Origin of the sequence: Sanguibacter antarcticus (genome assembly GCF_002564005.1) — a bacterium.
In the GTDB taxonomy this organism is placed as follows: Bacteria; Actinomycetota; Actinomycetes; order Actinomycetales; family Cellulomonadaceae; genus Sanguibacter; species Sanguibacter antarcticus.
This window is the reverse complement of record NZ_PDJG01000001.1, coordinates 280,132-297,468: the sequence shown is the minus strand read 5'-3', so window position 1 is coordinate 297,468 and position 17,337 is coordinate 280,132. Positions and strand designations below refer to the sequence as shown.

At 70.7% G+C, this 17,337-nt stretch carries 11 protein-coding genes; 4 read left to right on the top strand and 7 right to left on the bottom strand.

Annotation, left to right across the window (positions count from 1 at the left end):
• Positions 1-22: 22 nt before the first annotated feature.
• Positions 23-1,906 (bottom strand): carbohydrate binding domain-containing protein, encoded by a 1,884-nt coding sequence (locus tag ATL42_RS01350; RefSeq protein WP_245861968.1) that lies wholly within the window; start codon positions 1,904-1,906, stop codon positions 23-25.
• A 323-nt stretch (positions 1,907-2,229) separates the two neighbouring features.
• Between ATL42_RS01350 and ATL42_RS01345 the strand changes: the two genes are divergently transcribed.
• Both ATL42_RS01345 and ATL42_RS01340 read left to right on the top strand, forming a co-directional pair.
• The gene (locus ATL42_RS01345) at positions 2,230-3,639 is read left to right on the top strand and encodes a hemolysin family protein (RefSeq protein WP_211281762.1); all 1,410 of its coding nucleotides are present in this window, start codon (positions 2,230-2,232) and stop codon (positions 3,637-3,639) included.
• Entirely contained in the window at positions 3,636-4,667 is a 1,032-nt protein-coding gene (locus ATL42_RS01340; protein WP_098453811.1) for a CNNM domain-containing protein, read from the top strand. Before ATL42_RS01345 ends, ATL42_RS01340 begins: the two co-directional genes overlap by 4 nt.
• Positions 4,668-4,749: 82 nt before the next feature.
• Here ATL42_RS01340 and ATL42_RS01335 read toward each other — a convergent pair whose 3' ends face one another.
• The 4 genes from ATL42_RS01335 to mfd form a co-directional block, all read right to left on the bottom strand.
• Entirely contained in the window at positions 4,750-5,610 is an 861-nt protein-coding gene (locus tag ATL42_RS01335) for a formate/nitrite transporter family protein (RefSeq protein ID WP_098453810.1), read from the bottom strand.
• A gap of 87 nt (positions 5,611-5,697) precedes the next feature.
• Positions 5,698-7,116 carry a Re/Si-specific NAD(P)(+) transhydrogenase subunit beta gene (pntB, locus tag ATL42_RS01330; protein WP_098453809.1) on the bottom strand — a complete coding sequence of 473 codons (1,419 nt, stop codon included), beginning with the start codon at positions 7,114-7,116 and terminating at the stop codon, positions 5,698-5,700.
• 1 nt (position 7,117) lies between these two features.
• Positions 7,118-8,677: a Re/Si-specific NAD(P)(+) transhydrogenase subunit alpha gene (locus ATL42_RS01325; RefSeq protein ID WP_098453808.1), complete on the bottom strand. Its 1,560-nt coding sequence runs from the start codon at positions 8,675-8,677 to the stop codon at positions 7,118-7,120.
• A 363-nt stretch (positions 8,678-9,040) separates the two neighbouring features.
• Positions 9,041-12,691, bottom strand: coding sequence for a transcription-repair coupling factor (gene mfd, locus ATL42_RS01320; RefSeq protein ID WP_098453807.1), 3,651 nt, complete (start codon positions 12,689-12,691; stop codon positions 9,041-9,043).
• A 184-nt stretch (positions 12,692-12,875) separates the two neighbouring features.
• On the opposite strand from mfd, the gene lhgO reads away from it, so the two are divergent.
• A complete protein-coding gene (gene lhgO, locus ATL42_RS01315) occupies positions 12,876-14,096 on the top strand; it encodes an L-2-hydroxyglutarate oxidase (protein ID WP_098453806.1) in 1,221 nt (406 codons plus the stop codon).
• Here lhgO and yczE read toward each other — a convergent pair.
• Positions 14,013-14,795 (bottom strand): membrane protein YczE, encoded by a 783-nt coding sequence (yczE, locus tag ATL42_RS01310; protein ID WP_245861966.1) that lies wholly within the window; start codon positions 14,793-14,795, stop codon positions 14,013-14,015. The two genes, lhgO and yczE, sit on opposite strands and share 84 nt — an antisense overlap.
• 61 nt (positions 14,796-14,856) lie before the next feature.
• Here yczE and yczR point away from each other — a divergent pair, with 61 nt between their 5' ends.
• Entirely contained in the window at positions 14,857-16,275 is a 1,419-nt protein-coding gene (yczR, locus tag ATL42_RS01305) for a MocR-like transcription factor YczR (protein ID WP_098453805.1), read from the top strand.
• Here yczR and ATL42_RS01300 read toward each other — a convergent pair.
• Positions 16,269-17,252 (bottom strand): SDR family oxidoreductase, encoded by a 984-nt coding sequence (locus ATL42_RS01300; RefSeq protein ID WP_098453804.1) that lies wholly within the window; start codon positions 17,250-17,252, stop codon positions 16,269-16,271. The two genes, yczR and ATL42_RS01300, sit on opposite strands and share 7 nt — an antisense overlap.
• Positions 17,253-17,337 lie beyond the last annotated feature (85 nt).

Here is a 17,337-nt window from a genome sequence, read left to right as displayed (position 1 = left end):
ACGGGACCGGCCGTCTAGAGGATCAGGCGCAGGGATCGGTCGTCGTCACCGTCCCGTCCTTGACCGCGGCCGTCGCGCCCGTGAGCGTGTAGTCCTTCGAGCCGTTGTTGTCCCACGTGCCGGACCCGTTGTTGAACGCCGCCGTCACGGTAGCGCCCGACGTCGCGATCGTCGTCGAGACCCATCCCGTGCACGCCGCTGACATCGCCTTGCCCGGGACCGTGGTCCACGCGCCCGACCCGACCTTGTAGTGCACGTTGTACGCCGACCATCCCTTGTTCGTCGAGTAGTACACCGCAAGCTTTGTCGCCGGGTCCGGGTCTCCCGGTCCTCCCGTGCCACCGCTGAGCGCCCCGACGTGCAGCGCCAGCGCCCCGTACGCGGGGATGGTCGCCGTGAGCTGACCGGAGCCGTTCACGGAGACGGTCTTGGTGCAACCGTCACCTGCGACGACGTCGCAGTAGGTGCCGGCAGGGAGCGACGACTGGAACGTCCGGGTGACGGCGCTCGCCTCGTTGTTGATCGCCACGTACCCCTTCGAGCCACGACCGAAGGCGATCTGGTTGTTCCCGTTGTCCCACCAGCTCGTCACAGCCTCGGTGCCGACAGCGGTCCGGAAGCCGACCATGTTCTTGATCTCGGGCCACCGGTGCGCGCAGGTCCACGTCGCCGTGTTCGAGCAGCTCGCGTCGATGACCTGACCGTCGCCCTGCTGCGGGGCGCCTGCGTCCTTGTCGGAGAAGGTGTAGCCCGTGTAGACGGTGGGCCAGCCGTAGGGGTAGGCCAGCATGAAGACGTTCGCGAGCTTGTACTTCGCTCCCCACTTGTAGTTCATGGTCTCGCCGTTGCGCTCTGTGTCGTGGTTGTCCACGAAGACCCCGGCGCGGTCGGAGGCGAGCAGACCGTTGGAGATCGACCGGAGGTCGGCGATCCGACCGTCGAAGCGGCTCTTGAGCGTGCGTGCGTAGTTGAACTCGTGCGAGTCCCCGCTGCCGAGGTACTCCGACGGCTGGATGGGCTCGCCCGCAGCGCCGATGACCTCGTGGACCCAGAAGACGTTCGGGTTGGTGAGCTTGCCCTTGATCGCCGCGAGGTCGCCCGCCGGGATGTGCTTAGCCGCGTCGATACGGAAGCCGACGACACCGAGGTTGATCATGTCGTTGAGGTATGCGGCGATCTCGCTGCGGACGTAGTCGGACCCCGTCTTGAGGTCCTGCAGCGAGACGAGGCGGCAGTTCTGGACCTGGTAGCGGTCGCTGTAGTTGGAGATGTTGGTCTTGCAGTCGTTGAAGTCGTTCGGGCCGTACCCGCCGTCGGGGCCGGGGAAGCTCTCGATCCCGTACGGCGTGCCGGCGAAGCCGGTGCCGCTGCCGCCGTCCGCGCCGGTCATGTGGTTGATGACGGTGTCCGCGATGATCTTGACGCCCGCTGCGTCGCAGGTGTCGACCATCGCCTTGAACTCCGTCCGCGTACCGAGCTTCGACTCCAGCTTGTAGCTCACCGGCTGGTAGGACGTCCACCAGGCGGTGCCACGGATGTGCTCCTGCGGCGGAGAGGTCTGGACGTACGCGTAGCCCGCCGGCCCGAGCGTCGAGGTGCACTCGCTCGCGATCGCGTTCCACGTCCACTGGAACATGTTCACTGCCGTGTTGCCGCGGCCAGGCACCGTCGGTGCCGCGGACACGAGGACCGGCGATGTGAGGACGGGGGACGCGACCGCCGGCTGGACGGTCGCCATCGGGGCGGCGGAAGCCGGTGCGAGCGGGGTGAGCGCACCGCCCAGGAGCGCTGAGGCGGCGAGGGCTCCCGCCGTCAGGAGTGCGGTGCTCTGGGTCGACCATCTGCGGACCGACCAGTGGTTCGAACGTCCGCGCGAGCGCGGGGCAGCCATGAGTTGTCTCGTCATCGAGTTCCTCCATCGTCGGCAGAACGTGCCCTGCCCCGAGAGCCGGAGGCCGAGCAGGTTCGGTGGCACGTCGTCGTGACACCGTCGCGTATCGCGACAAACATGGACACTATCCCCGTTGCAAGGTCTGCGCAAGGGTTGCAAGGCGTTGCATTCTCTGCGCCAGCGGGCGTCCGCGCGGACACGCGGCACACTGGAACGATCGACGACGGAGAGACGTTGACCATGGGACCCCGCCATACGACATGGAGAACGATGGACCGCAGCACGACGAGCCCCCACATACCGAGACCCGATCGACCTGCCACGCGAGGTGCCTTCTGATGTGGGTCCTCACGCTCCTTCTCGGCGTCGTCGTGGTCCTCGCCATCACGGCGGTGACCGGATACTTCGTGGCGCAGGAGTTCGCGTTCATGGCCGTCGACCGCTCACGGCTCGCCGCCAAAGCAGAGGCTGGCGACACCGGCGCCGAACGGGCGCTCGGCGTGACGCGACGGACGTCCTTCATGCTCTCCGGCGCCCAGCTCGGCATCACCGTCACGGGTCTCCTCGTCGGCTACGTCGCCGAACCGCTCATCGGCGAGTCTCTCGGCGAGGGGCTGGGCGGGGTCGGTGTGCCCACCGGGGTCGGCATCGCCGTCGGCACCGTCCTCGCGCTCGTGTTCTCCACCATCGTCCAGATGCTCTTCGGCGAGCTCTTCCCCAAGAACCTCGCGATCGCCCGGCCAGAGCCGGTCGCACTGTGGCTCTCCCGGTCCACGACCCTGTACCTGCGCACCTTCGGGTGGCTCGTCGCCGTGTTCGACCACGCCTCCAACGTGCTGCTGTGCGCCCTCGGGATCGAGCCCGTCCACGACCTCGAGCACTCGGCGACAGCACGAGACCTCGAGCACATCGTCGCCGAGTCACGTGCCAGCGGTGACCTGCCCGCCGACCTCTCGGTGCTCCTCGACCGCATCCTCGACTTCCCCGGCCGCGACGTAGAGCACGCCATGATCCCCCGCTCCCGCGTCGACGTCGTCCACCCCGACCTCACCGTCGCCGGGCTCCGCGCGCTCATGAGCACAGGCCACTCCCGGTACCCCGTGCTCGACGACGAGCTCGTCGTCGGCGTCGTGCACCTTGCCGACGTCCTCGCGCTCCCCCGCGCTGACGACTCCACGACCGCGACGATCATGCGGACCGCGACCGTCCTGCCAACGACGATGGCGCTCCCAGACGCGCTGCGCGAGATCGCCGGCTCCCACGACCACCTCGCCTGCGTCATCGACGAGCACGGCGGGCTCGCCGGCGTCCTCACGCTCGAAGACCTGGCCGAAGAGATCGTCGGGGAGATCACCGACGAGCACGACCCCGCCGCACCGACCGTCGCCCCCTCGACCGACGACGGCACGTGGGTCATGGCCGGCGACGTGCACGTCGACGAGGTCGAGCGGACCATCGGCCACGACCTGCCCCACGGCGACTACGAGACCGTCGCCGGGCTCGTCGTCGCCCACCACGGCGCGTTCCCCCGCGCCGGGACCAGCGTGCTCGTCCCGCTCCCACCCGACCCAGCAGACCTCGTGCGGACCGACGTCCCGGCGACCGTCACGATGCACGTGGACGTCCTCACGGTCGACCGGCACGTGCCCTCGCTCGTCCGGGTGACCCTCGTGGCCAGCCCTCCGCCCGACCCCGACCTCGCGCCGGCCGACGACGCCCTCGCCCACACCCAGGAGACAGACCGATGAGCAACCCGTGGATCGTCCTCGGCATCACGGCCGTGCTCATCGCGTCCAGCGCCTTCTTCGTCGCGATCGAGTTCGCGCTCCTCGCCGCCAAGCGGCACCGCCTCGAGGACGCCGCGACCCACAGCAAGGCCGCCCGAGCCGCGCTGCGCAGCGCGTCCGAGCTCACGCTCCTGCTCGCCGGGTCCCAGCTCGGCATCACGATCTGCACGCTGGCGCTCGGTGCCGTCACCAAGCCCGCCGTGCACCACTGGCTCACGCCGGTGTTCGAGACCTGGGGCGCCGCCGCGTGGGCCGCCGACGCCGCCGGGTTCGCGCTCGCGCTCGCCATCGTCACGTTCTTGCACCTCGTCGTCGGCGAGATGGCCCCCAAGTCGTGGGCGATCGCGCACCCCGAGCGGTCAGCCACCCTCCTGGCCATCCCGATGCGCGGGTTCATGGCGCTCACCCGACCGTTGCTGCGCGCCCTCAACGCGTCAGCCGACTGGTGCCTGCAGCGCGTGGGCGTCGAGCCCGCCACCCAGGTCGCCAGCGGCCAGACTCCCGACGACCTGCGTCACCTGCTGGAGCACTCTGCGAACGTCGGCGCCCTCGATCCCGCCTACTACGCCCAGCTCTCCGGCGCGCTCGAGCTCCAGACCCTCACGCTCGCAGACCTCGTCGGCCCTGGCGCCAACCCCGCGTTCGTCGCGGCCGACAGCACGATGACCGACGTCCAGGACGCCACGCTCGCCACCGGCCACCTGCGTCTCCTCGTCGGGGACGAGGAGACGATCCTCGGCGTGGTCCACGTCCGCGACACGCTCGCCGAACCCAGCGACCGCGCCGCGCGCGACATCGCCCGGCCGGTCTTCACGCTCGACGGCTCGACGCCCGTCTATGCGGCGCTGACGATGATGCGCGAGACGCGCAACCACCTTGCGGTCATCACGCACGGGGACGCGCTCCGAGGAGTCGTCACGCTCGCGGACGTCGTGGAGCGGCTCTTCCCGCGCGAAGGCGCACAGGTTCCGGCTCCCCAGCCGAGCTGACCGGGGCTGTCCGGGCCTCGCGTGCGGCCGGGCGCGCCCGTCAGGTGTCCTGTCTCGGGTGCTGTCTGGGGTGCTGCGAGGCTCACTCCTCCACGGAGGAGCGGCGCTCGAGGTACTGCGCACCGTCGTTGACGTAGGCGTAGTAGAAGCCGATGAGCACCCCGCCACCGAGGAAGTTCCCGAGCAGGGCGATGCCGACGTTGGCCGCCGCGAGTCCCACGTCGATCCCCTCGTGCAGACCCACCACGGTGAACAGGACGGTGTTCGCGACCGAGTGCTCGAGCCCGAGGAAGGCGAACATGAAGACGGCCACGATCATCACGAGGCTCTTCGTGAGGTCGTCTTTGATGAGCCCGTTGTACACGAGGAGCATCGCGAGGTTGATGAGGAAGTTGCAGAGGATCGCCCGGACGAACAGGTCGCCCCAGCCTGCGGCGCCCTCGCTGATGAACGCCGTCTTGTGCTCGACAGACGCGACCATCTCTTCCATCGGCACCCCCTCCGTCAGGGTGCTGAACCGGATCATGAGCGCGACGAGCAACCCACCGACGGCGTTGCCGGCGAAGCACAGCCCGAGGATCCGCAGGGCCTTGCTCCAGCTCGTCCGGCGGTAGTAGGCGCCGATCGACACGATCATCATGTTCGAGGTGAGCAGCTCGGACTTCGAGTAGTAGATGAAGACGAGGGCCCAGCCGAAGGCGAGCGCCCCGACGATCCGACCGATCGGCCGCAGCGCGCCCTCCCCGTGGTCGACCGCGTCGAACGCCGCGATGACCGAGTAGTTCGTCACGTACAGGACACCGATGATGATGCCCGCCATCGCCGCACGCTGCAGATAGCGGCGTGCGAGAGCACCCGAGAGCTCCGTCTTCGTGTCCAGCGCGTCGAGGACGGTGCTGATGAAGTGCCTGCCGGGGAAGAGGTCGTGCGGATCCTGCGCCATGTGGTTCATGGTCTCAGACCTGCACGCCGGTGCGCAGGCCGCACGCGCCGTCGAGACGGGCCCGGCGGGGCCCGTCTCGACCGGCCGTCAGCGCACCGGAGCAGGAACCTCCGCGAGCGCAGCGACGATGTCGTCGACGCGCTGCTTGGCGTCGCCGAAGAGCATCGCGGTGTTGTCCTTGAAGAACAACGGGTTCTGCACACCGGCGTAGCCGGTGGCCATCGACCGCTTGAAGACGACCACCTGCTTCGCCTTCCACACCTCGAGGACCGGCATCCCGGCGATCGGGGAGCTCGGGTCGTCGAGGGCTGCGGGGTTGACCGTGTCGTTGGCGCCGATGACGAGGACGACGTCGGTCGTGGCCAGGTCGTCGTTGATCTCGTCCATCTCGAGCACGATGTCGTACGGGACCTTGGCTTCCGCGAGGAGCACGTTCATGTGCCCGGGGAGGCGGCCGGCGACCGGGTGGACGCCGAACCGGACGTCGACACCCCGTGCCCGCAGCCGCGAGACGAGGTCGGCGACGGGGTACTGCGCCTTGGCGACGGCCATGCCGTACCCGGGCGTGATGACGACGGTGCGTGCCTCGGTGAGCATCTCTGCGACCTCGACGGCGGTGGTCTCGTGGTGCTCGCCGTAGTCCGTGGCGTCACCGTCGCCGGCGGGTGCGCCGTCGTCTGAGCCGAATCCGCCGAGGATGACCGAGACGAACGACCGGTTCATGGCGGTGCACATGATGTAGGACAGGATCGCGCCGGAGGACCCGACGAGGGCGCCGACGATGATGAGCAGGTTGTTGCTGAGCATGAACCCGGCCGCGGCGGCAGCCCATCCTGAGTACGAGTTGAGCATGGAGACGACGACGGGCATGTCTCCGCCGCCGATGGACGCGACGAGGTGCCAGCCGATCGCGAGCGACACGACGATGAGGAGCAGGAGCGGCACGATCGAGGGGCTCGTGAGGAACCAGGCCATGAGTGCGGCGCTCACGAGGAGCCCGCCGAGGTTGAGCATGTTGCGGCCGGGAAGCTTGAGCGGCGAGGACTTGATCCGTGCGGAGAGCTTGAGGTAGGCGACGATCGAGCCGGTGAAGGTGATCGCGCCGATGAAGATCCCGAGGAACACCTCGACGAGGTGGACCGGGTCGGCGTGCGCCTCGGTGAGGTAGGAGTTCACGCCGACGAGCACGGCCGAGAGTCCGACGAAGCTGTGCAGCATCGCGATCATCTCCGGCATCTGGGTCATCTCGACGCGGCGAGCCTGCCAGGTGCCGAGCGACGCTCCGACGATGAGGACGAGCGCGATGAGGATCGCGGTCACGAGGGGCGGACGCTCGGAGCTGTCGAGGCTGAGCGCGATCGTGGCGCCGAGCGCCAGGATCATTCCGGTCATGCCGAAGAGCGCTCCGCGTCGGGCGGTCGTCTGCTTGGACAGGCCGGCCAGGCTGAGGATGAAGAGGATGGCCGCGATGACGTACACGGCCTGCGCGAGGGAGGCAAGCGTCATGTCAGGCATCCTTCCGGAACATGGAGATCATGCGGTAGGCGACGAGGAAGCCACCGAAGATGTTGATGCTGGCGACGCTCGCTGCCACGAAGGCGAGCGACGTGACCCACCAGCTGTCGTTGCCGAGCTGCAGGAGCGCGCCGACGAGGATGATCCCCGAGATGGCGTTCGTCTGCGCCATGAGCGGCGTGTGCAACGAGTGGCTCACCTGGGAGATGACGTAGTAGCCGACGAACACCGCGAGGACGAACACCGTGAAGTAGCCGGCGAACGCCGCAGGAGAGAAGGCGACCGAGAGCCCGAGAAGGACAGCACCGAGCCCGTAGCCGACGAGCTTGCGCTGGCCGGCTCGGCGAGCGGCTTCTTTCTCCTCGAGCGCACGCACGGCCGGGTCGACGGTGGGTGCGACCTCGACGGGCGCTCCGGCCGGCACGGCCGAGACCTGCACCGGCGGTGGTGGCCAGAGGACCTCGCCGGCGAGCGTGACGGTCATGCCGCGCTGGACCACGTCCTCCATGTCGAGGACCACCTGGCCGTCGGCGTCTGGGGTGAGGAGCTTCATGAGGTTGACGATGTTGGTGCCGAAGAGCTGCGACGTGTGCTTGGGCAGGCGGCTCGTGAGGTCGGTGTACCCGACGATCGTCACACCGTTGTCGGTGACGATCGTGGACCCGGGGACCGTCAGCTCGCAGTTGCCTCCGCCGGAGGCGGCGAGGTCGACGATGACGCTTCCTGGTCGCATCGCGGCGACCATCGCGGCCGTGAGGGTGCGTGGAGCGGCGCCGCGCACGAGTGCGGTCGTGATGACGATGTCCGCGTGGGCGCTCTCCTCCGCGTACATGACGGCAGTGAGCCGTTCCTGCTCGGACGTCATCTCCTGGGCGTAGCCGTCCGACGAGACCGCCTGCTGGGCGGCTTGCGCCTGGACGAACTGGGCGCCCATCGACTCGATCTGCTCGCCCGCCTCGGGGCGGACGTCGAAGGCACGGACCTGGGCGCCGAGGCTGCCGGCAGCGCCGATCGCTGCGAGGCCGGCGACGCCGCCGCCGATGACGAAGACCTTGGCCGGGGCGGTCTTGCCCGCTGCGGTCACCTGTCCGGTGAACATGCCGCCGTAGACCTCGGCCGCCTCGATGACGGCGCGGTACCCGGCGACGTTGGACATGGTGCTGAGCACGTCGAGCGCCTGCGCGCGCGAGATGCGCGGCACGGCGTCGAGCGCGAGCGCGCTCACTCCGCGCTCGGCGAAGGCTGCGACGCGCTCGGGGTGCGCTGCGGGGGCCATCATCGCCACGATGGTGGCGCCTGGACGGAGCTGGGCGACCGACGCGTCGTCTGGTGCGTTGACGCACGTGACGACGTCGCTGCTCCACGCGGTCGCAGCGTCGCCGATCGCGGCGCCCGACTCGCGGTAGGCGGTGTCGGAGAAGCTCGCCTCGGCGCCCGCGCCGGCTTCGACGACGACGTCGTAGCCGAGCTTGACGAGCTGAGCCACGGTGGTGGGTGTTGCGGCGACGAGCCGTTCCCCGGGACGTGTCTCCCGGGGGATGCCGATCCTCATCGAGCCTCCTCGTTGATGGTGCGTCCCGTGCCGCCGGCGCCGAAGGCCAGGACAGGGTGCTGCGTGCGGTCACCGTACAGTTCTTCGACCGGTGTCCAGATCATGATCTCGCGCCCGGGCCGGACAGGGGCAGGACCTACAGCCCCCACCGCGACGGGACCAGGTTCTGAAGGTCACGCCCGGGTGACAATCTTCGACTCACATTGACTCTGGGTATGTGAAGCGACACACTTCTCTATGACGGCGCGTGCCACTGCCCCCCTGCGCGGCACGCGTCGTCTTCTTTTTTGCCCTGGCCCGGTGGGTCCCCGCGTGCGAGCCCCACGGCCCCGCCGGGACGAGCAGGCCGAGCCCGCCAGACGGTCAGCCCCGCGTGCCGACCTTCGCCGCCGCCGAGACGTCTCCCGAGATGACCGCGTCGATGAGCTGCGTGCTCCACGCGAGGATCTCCGCACCGCGCAGCGGCCGGCCACCGATCCGGCCCGTCGTGGGGAACGGCACGAGGATGGTCCGGGTCGTCGGCTTGACGAGCGTGCCGGGGTAGAGGCGCTTGAGCCGCAGCTGTGCCGACTCGGGCAGGTCCACGGGAGCGAAGCGCACGACCTTCCCCTGCGACGTCACGTCGGCGAGGCCCGCAGCCCGCGCGTGGTTGCGGAACGCCGCGACGTCGAAGAGGTTCGCCACCATCTCTGGCACCGGCCCGTAGCGGTCGACGAGCTCGGCACGGATGTCGTCCAGCTCCTTCGCCGTCTGGGCGGCCGCGATCTTGCGGTACGCCTCGAGGCGCAGCCGCTCGTGCGCGATGTAGTCGTGGGGCAGGTGGGCGTCGACCGGCAGCTCGATGGTGACCTCCGGGGCCTCCTCCTCGACCTCGCCGCGGAAGCCGGCGACGGCCTCCCCCACCATCCGGATGTACAGGTCGAAGCCGACCCCGGCGATGTGCCCGGACTGCTCACCACCGAGCAGGTTCCCGGCCCCACGGATCTCGAGGTCCTTGAGCGCCACGGCCATGCCCGCACCGAGGTCCGTGTTCGCGGCGATCGTCGCGAGCCGGTCGTGCGCGGTCTCGGTGAGCGGGCGCTCCGGCGGGTAGAGGAAGTACGCGTAGGCACGGTCCCGGCCACGACCGACGCGGCCGCGCAGCTGGTGGAGCTGGGAGAGCCCGAGCATGTCGGCGCGCTCGAGGATGAGCGTGTTCGCGTTGGAGATGTCGAGGCCGGTCTCGATGATCGTCGTGCACACGAGGACGTCGAACTTCTTCTCCCAGAAGTCCATGATGACGCGCTCGAGCTGGTGCTCGCCCATCTTGCCGTGCGCCACCTCGATCCGTGCCTCCGGGACGAGCTCGTGCAGGCGTGCGGCGGCCCGGTCGATCGACTCGACCTTGTTGTGGACGTAGAAGACCTGGCCCTCGCGCAGCAGCTCGCGCCGGATCGCGGCCGTGATCTGGCGCTCGTCGTACGCACCGACGTACGTGAGGATCGGGTGGCGCTCCTCGGGCGGCGTCGCGAGCGTCGACATCTCTCGGATGCCGGTCACGGCCATCTCGAGGGTGCGCGGGATGGGCGTCGCGCTCATCGCGAGGACGTCGACGTTGGTGCGCAGCTGCTTGAGCTTTTCTTTGTGCTCGACGCCGAAGCGCTGCTCCTCGTCGACGACGACGAGGCCGAGGTCCTTGAAGCGGATCGAGCCTGCGAGGAGGCGGTGCGTGCCGATGACGACGTCGACGGTCCCCTCGGCGAGGCCGTCGATGACGGCCTTGGCCTCCTTGTCCGTCTGGAACCGGGAGAGCCCCTTGACGACGACAGGGAAGCCCGCGTACCGCTCGGAGAAGGTGTCGTAGTGCTGCTGGACGAGGAGCGTCGTCGGCACGAGGACAGCGACCTGCTTGCCGTCCTGGACCGCCTTGAACGCGGCGCGCACGGCGATCTCCGTCTTGCCGTAGCCGACGTCACCGCACACGAGGCGGTCCATCGGCACGGTCTTCTCCATGTCGCCCTTGACCTCGTCGATCGTCGCGAGCTGGTCCGGCGTCTCGACGTACGCGAACGCGTCCTCGAGCTCACGCTGCCACGGGGTGTCGCCCGAGAACGCGTGGCCCTTGGTCGCCATGCGCGCCGAGTAGAGCCGGATGAGCTCGCCCGCGATCTCCTTGATCGCCTTCTTGGCCCGGCCCTTCGTCTTGGCCCAGTCGGAGCCGCCCATCTTGTTGAGAGACGGCGACTCCCCGCCGGTGTACTTCGTCACCTGGTCGAGCTGGTCGGTGGGGACGTAGAGACGGTCGCCGGGGTGGTTCTTGCGCGACGCGGCGTACTCGACGACGAGGTACTCGCGCGTCGCCGCGTTGGCACCAGCACCGAGCGTGCGCTGCACGAGCTCGACGAAGCGACCGACGCCGTGCTGCTCGTGGACGACGAAGTCTCCCGTGCGCAGCTGGAGCGGGTCGACGACGTTGCGGCGCTTCGACGGCATCTTGCGCATCTCGCGGGTCGACGACCCGGCGCGGCCGGTGAGGTCGGACTCGGAGAAGACGGCGAGGCGGAGCTCGGGCGCGACGAACCCGGGACCGACGGGCGCCGGGGTGACGAGGACGACGCCGCCCTCAGGGTCTGCGCCGATCTCGCCGACGAGCCTCGCCGGCGTCTCGGCAGCGCTGAGCTGCTCGACCATCCGCTTGGCCGGGCCGTGGCCCTCGGTGGTCAGGACGAGCCGCCAGCCGGCGAGCTGCAGCCCGCGGATGTCGTCGAGCGCGCGCTGCACGTCGCCGCGATAGCTCTCGACGTCTCGCGCCGCGATGCGGAGCGTCTCGGCACCGTCCATGTGCGCGAAGCTCGGCGTCGCGCCCTCCGGCTCGTCGCCGGCGGCCGGGTCGTCGAGACCGAACGACGACAACGTCCACCATCCGAGGCCCCGGCGCGCAGCGATGTCCCGGACCTCCTCGATGGTCGCGAAGGACGCAGCCCCGAGGTTGATGGGTGACGTGCCGCCGGCGGCCGCGCCCGTCCAGGCAGCGGCGAGGAACTCTTCGGTCGTCGAGACGAGGTCGAACGCACGGCGGCGGACCTTCTCAGGCTCGGAGAGCACCACGAGGGCGTCGTCGGTCACGAGGTCGAGGACCGAGACCATCGAGTCGACGAGCACGGGGGCGAGGGACTCCATGCCCTCGACCGCGATGCCGGCCGCCATCTTCGTGAGCATCTCCTCCGCACCGGGAAGCTGCTCGACGAGCGCGGCCGCGCGGTCGCGCACCGAGTCGGTGAGGAGCATCTCGCGGCACGGCGGTGCCCACACACCGTGGTCGGCGACCTCGAGGCTGCGCTGGTCGGCGACGGCGAACCAGCGGATCTCCTCGACCTCCTCGCCCCAGAACTCCACCCGCAGCGGGTGCTCCTCGGTGGGCGGGAACACGTCGAGGATCCCTCCGCGCACCGCGTACTCGCCCCGCCGCTCGACCATGTCGACGCGCGCGTAGGCGGCAGCGGCGAGCTGGTCGGCGACGGCCGAGAGGTCGGCGTGGTCGCGCGTCTCTAGGCGGACGGGCTCGAGGTCCCCGAGGCCCTCGACGACCGGCTGCAGGAGCGCACGCACCGGCATGACGAGCACCCGGACCTCGCCGGTCATCCCGCCGTCGGCTGACGGGTGGGCGAGCCGGCGGAAGACGGCGAGACGCCGCGCGACGGTGTCCGAGCGCGGGGACAGCCGCTCGTGCGGCAGGGTCTCCCACGCCGGGAGCACGGCGACGTCGTCGTAGGGCAGGTAGCAGCGCAGGGCGCTCGCGAGCTCGTCCGCCTCACGACCGGTCGCCGTGATGACGACGAGCGGGCGCGAGCCGGGGACGCCGCTGAGCGGGACGGGACCATCGCTCGAGCGCGAACCAGCCATCGCGGCGAGCAGCGGCGGACGGACCCCGACCGGGCCGACGACGTCGAGGAAGCCGCGCGACGCGACGCGCTCGACCGCTGCGCGGGCGCCGTCGTCGGCGAGGAGGGCAGAGAGGACTCCCGTGAGATTCATGGTTCCTTCGACAGGTGCGGGGACGCAGACGGGCCCGGATCACGAGTGAGCCGGGCTGTGGACCTACAGTACGACGGGACTCCGACAGCGGCACGCAGCGCGAGCGGCTGCGCCGTGCAGGACCACCCCGAGAGTCACCCCGCATCCTCTGGCGGCCGAGATCGCGCTGAGTACGCTCGATCGCATGGCACACGTGGTGGTGGTCGGATCAGGGATCGTCGGGCTCGCGACGGCTGCACGGCTGGCCGGGCGCGGGGACAGGGTGACCGTCCTGGAGAAGGAGCCAGAGCTCGCCGCGCACCAGACGGGGCGCAACTCCGGCGTCATCCACTCCGGCCTGTACTACCCGCCCGGGAGCCTCAAGGCGACGCTCGGCACGGCAGGTGCGGCGTCGATGACGGCGTTCGCGGCCGAGCACGGTGTCGCAGTCCGCACCACGGGCAAGCTCGTCGTGGCCGTGACGCCAGACGAGCTCCCGCGGCTGACGGTCCTCGCGGAGCGTGCAGCAGCGAACGGCGTCCCGGCACGCCTCGTCAGCGCCGCCGAGGCGCGCGAGATCGAGCCGGAGGTCGCGTGCGTCGCTGCGCTGCACGTCGAGAGCACCGGGATCGTCGACTACCCGGCCGTCTGCCGAGCCCTGGCCCGTGCGGTCCAGGACGCTGGCGGCGAGGTGCTCCTCGGCCGTGCGTTCGTCTCGGCCCGGTCGCCGTCCGACGCGTCGCAGCCGCTGCGCGTGACGTTCGTGCAGGACGGCGAGCCACGGGAGACCGCCGCCGACTCCCTCGTCGTCTGCGGCGGGCTGCACGCGGACCGGCTCGCCCGCGCCTGCGGTGTCGAGCCCGGCGCGCGCATCGTGCCGTTCCGCGGCGAGTACTTCGAGCTCGCGCCCGAGGCGGCCGGGCTCGTGAACGGCCTCGTCTACCCCGTCCCGGACCCGCGCTTCCCGTTCCTCGGCGTGCACCTCACGACGATGGTGCACGGCGGGGTGCACGCCGGACCCAACGCGGTGTGGGCCCTCGCCCGCGAGGGCTACCGCTGGCGCGACGTCGACGTGCGCGACGTCGCCGACGCGCTCTGCTGGCCCGGGCTGTGGCGCCTCGGGGCACGGAACGTCGCGCCCGGGACACGCGAGGTCGCGCGCTCGATGTCCCGGTCGCTCTTCGCGAAGAGCCTGTCCCGGCTCGTCCCTGGCATCTCTCGCAACGACCTCGTCCCGAGCCCCTCGGGTGTCCGGGCGCAGGCCCTCGGTCGGGACGGACGGCTCGTCGACGACTTCCTCCTCGCCAGCGGACCGCGCCAGGTCCACGTCATCAACGCACCGTCACCCGCGGCGACGGCTGCCCTCGAGATCGCCGCGCACGTCGTCGACGTGCTCGACCGGGTCACCGAGCGCACGGCTGCGTGATGCGTCCACAGCGCGCGGTGCCTGCCCGCGACGGGGTGCGGGCGGGTCGACGACGACGATGCAGAACGGCATGAAGCGCTGGACGAGCGGACCGATCGCCAGGGCGTAGAGGATGGTCCCGATCCCCACCGTCCCGCCGAGCACCCATCCGAGGGCCACGACGACGACCTCGATCCCGGTCCGGATGACCCGCAGCGATCCTCCTGTCTTGCGGGCGATCCCGGTCATGAGCCCGTCGCGCGGGCCCGGGCCGAGCTGGGAGCCGATGTACAGGGCGCCGGCGAGGCCGTTGAGCACGATCCCGCCGAGGAGCAGGGGCACCTGGACGGCGAGCGCGTCGGCCTGGGGCAGCACCCAGAGCGCGAGGTCGAGCGCGACCCCCAACCACACGGCGTTGGCGACCGTGCCGAGGCCTGGAGCCTGACGCAGCGGGATCCACAGGGCGAGCACGAGCACGGCCGTGAGGACGACGATGGTGCCCATCGACAGCGGGAGGTGCCGGGCGACGCCTCCGTGGAACACGTCCCAGGGGTTGAGGCCGAGGCCGCTGCGGAACATCATCGCCATGGACACCCCGTAGAGGGTCAGCCCGTCGAAGAGCTGTGCGAGCCGACGGGTCATCCTGCCCGCACGGACCTGCTGGAGGGGCGAGAGATTCTGGAGCGTGGGAGCTGGAGGACGGGTGCGGGCCGTTGTCATAGCGTCACGGTAGCCCGCAGTGGCACCCTGAAAAAGAGCCACCTGTGCGACAGTGGACCCTATGGTCGAGCCCCGGATCTCCCCCGACGCCCTCTGCGCGCTCCTCGGTCCGGCACAACCGGGCACACCGGCTTACCGGTGGCTCAGCGAGCGCATCACGCTCCTCGTCGCCGACGGCCGCGTGCTCCCCGGAGCACGCCTCCCGAGCGAGCGCGCACTGAGCACCGCGTCCGGCATGAGCCGGACGACGATCGTGCGCGCGTTCTCCCACCTCATGGACACCGGCTTCCTCGACGCCCGACGCGGCTCCGGCCGGGTCGTGCGCTTGCCCGTCCACGACGTGCCCCGCGCCCGCGAACCGATCCCCACGAGCGGGTCGCACCGCACGACCGACACGCCCCTCGACCTCACTTCCGCCGCCCCGTCCGCCGCCCCCGGAGTGTTCGAGGCGCTCCGGAGCGCCCTCGACGCCCTGCCGTCGTACACCGCCGGGAGCGGCTACGTCGCCGGGGGCCTGCCTGTGCTGCGCCGCGCGATCGCCGACGACTACACCCGCCGAGGCCTGGCGACCGACCCGGAGAACGTCCTCGTGACCTCCGGCGCCCTCGACGCGATCTCGCTCCTCGCCCGCCACCTCGTGCGCCCCGGGAGCCGCGTCGTCGTCGAGACCCCCGGCTACCCGAACGTCTTCGCCGCGCTGCGGCTCGCCGGCGCACGGCTCGTCGGCGTCCCCGTGAACAGCCCCGAGGTCGACGTCCCCGCCCTCCTCGACGCCGCACGCACGACCGGCGCCGTCGCCATCCTCGTCACCGCCGACTTCCACAACCCCACCGGACGCCTGCTCGACGAGAGCGCACGCACCGCCCTCGTCGACGGCGCCCGCCGTCTCGGCATCCGGGTCGTCGCCGACGAGACCCTCGCCGAGATCCGCCTCGACCAAGACCTCCCGATGCCCTCCCCCGTGGGCGGCCACGGCTCCGGCGCGATGCTCGTCGGCTCAGCAGCGAAGACCTACTGGGGCGGGCTGCGCCTGGGCTGGATCCGCGCGTCACGACGCACCGTCGCCGACCTCGCCCGAGCCCGCCTGTCCGGGAGCCTCGCCGACCCCGTCCTCGAGCAGCTCGCCCTCGCCACCCTCCTGCACGACCAGCCCGGGATCGGCGACGAGAGGCGCGCCCACCTGCGCGACGCACGCGACACCGCCGTCCGGTTCGCCCGCGAGCGCCTGCCCGGCTGGGACGTCCCGGTACCACCGGGCGGTCTGTCGCTGTGGTGCCGGCTCCCGGTCCCTGCCTCGTCGGAGCTCGCGCTCGCAGCGGGGCGCCGCGGCATCGCGCTCGCTCCCGGCTCGAGCTTCTCTGCCACCGGGCAGGGGCTCGAGCACCATGTGCGCATCCCGTTCACCCTTCAGCCCGACGATCTCGCGCACGCTCTCGACGGTGTGGCGCAGGCCTTCGACGCGCTCGGGCCCGCTCAGTAGAAGAGCCGCATCCCGCCATCCGTGGTGAGGACCTGACCGACGACCCAGACGCCTTCGTCGCCGGCGAGCCAGCCGATGAGCCGTGCCGGGTCGTCAGGACGGCCGAAACGACCGAACGGGGTGGCGCTCACGAGCACCTCGAGGTCGCTGACGTCCCGGTCGGAGGTCTCTGGGTCGAGGTAGCCCGTGTTCACGGGTCCAGGGTTGATCGTGTTGAGGACGATCCCGAGCTCGAGCAGCTCGGCCGCCACCGTCGCCGTCGCACCAGAGAGAGCGGCCTTGCTCGTCACGTAGGCGACCTCGCCGCGCATGGGCCCGTCGCCCTGCCCGGACGTCATCCAGAAGACTCGTCCCGTCGCACGCTCGTCCGTGGGGACACCGCTGCGGGCGCGGCCCCCGGGCGGGGTCGGGCTCGCACCCGTGCTCGTGCCTGCATCGAGGTCCACCGGGTCTGCAGCGCCGCTCCACAGCTGTGCAAAACGCTGGGTGAGCAGCAGGGTCGACCGCGTGTTGGCGTCCCAGAAGGCGTCGAGGCGGTCGGCCGTCATGTCGAGGATGGAGCCGTCGCCTCCGCTGCGTGCGTGGTTGCACACGAGGATGTCGAGACGACCGGTGAGCGCGTGGGCCTCGTCGACGAGCGCGACGGCAGCGTGCGGGTCGCGCAGGTCGGCGCTGCGGTCGCCCATGACGGCGCTGCCGACGAGCGCCTCGCGGATCCCTGCCCGCACGGCGTCGAGATCGTCGGCACCCCACGGCTGGTCCGCGTCGTGCGGGCTGAAGTGGTGGACGACGACGCTGGCGCCGAGCGCCGCGAGCCGGGTGGCGACCGCGTACCCGATCCCGCGACGGCGTGAGACTCCCGTGACGAGGGCGGTCCTCCCGGCGAGCGGGAGGGCCGCAGGGGGCTGGGGCGTGGGGTGGTCGGAGGTGGGGTGATCGGGTGTGGGGTGATCGGGGGCTGCTGGGGGCTGGGTCATCGGTTCGCTCTCGTGACGGGGGGCGGCGGGACCTCGTGGACGCCGGACGCGCGCCGCCGAGCCTACGACCCGGGCGCGTCAGGCT

Bases quoted from the DNA above. Each gene is read 5' to 3' on its own strand.
- ATL42_RS01300 (WP_098453804.1), bottom strand. From the start codon at position 17,252: ATGACCCAGCCCCCAGCAGCCCCCGATCACCCCACACCCGATCACCCC.
- yczE (WP_245861966.1), bottom strand. From the start codon at position 14,795: ATGACAACGGCCCGCACCCGTCCTCCAGCTCCCACGCTCCAGAATCTC.
- ATL42_RS01340 (WP_098453811.1), top strand. From the start codon at position 3,636: ATGAGCAACCCGTGGATCGTCCTCGGCATCACGGCCGTGCTCATCGCG.
- lhgO (WP_098453806.1), top strand. From the start codon at position 12,876: ATGGCACACGTGGTGGTGGTCGGATCAGGGATCGTCGGGCTCGCGACG.
- ATL42_RS01350 (WP_245861968.1), bottom strand. From the start codon at position 1,906: ATGACGAGACAACTCATGGCTGCCCCGCGCTCGCGCGGACGTTCGAAC.
- ATL42_RS01345 (WP_211281762.1), top strand. From the start codon at position 2,230: ATGTGGGTCCTCACGCTCCTTCTCGGCGTCGTCGTGGTCCTCGCCATC.
- pntB (WP_098453809.1), bottom strand. From the start codon at position 7,116: ATGACGCTTGCCTCCCTCGCGCAGGCCGTGTACGTCATCGCGGCCATC.
- ATL42_RS01335 (WP_098453810.1), bottom strand. From the start codon at position 5,610: ATGGCGCAGGATCCGCACGACCTCTTCCCCGGCAGGCACTTCATCAGC.
- ATL42_RS01325 (WP_098453808.1), bottom strand. From the start codon at position 8,677: ATGAGGATCGGCATCCCCCGGGAGACACGTCCCGGGGAACGGCTCGTC.
- yczR (WP_098453805.1), top strand. From the start codon at position 14,857: ATGGTCGAGCCCCGGATCTCCCCCGACGCCCTCTGCGCGCTCCTCGGT.
- mfd (WP_098453807.1), bottom strand. From the start codon at position 12,691: ATGAATCTCACGGGAGTCCTCTCTGCCCTCCTCGCCGACGACGGCGCC.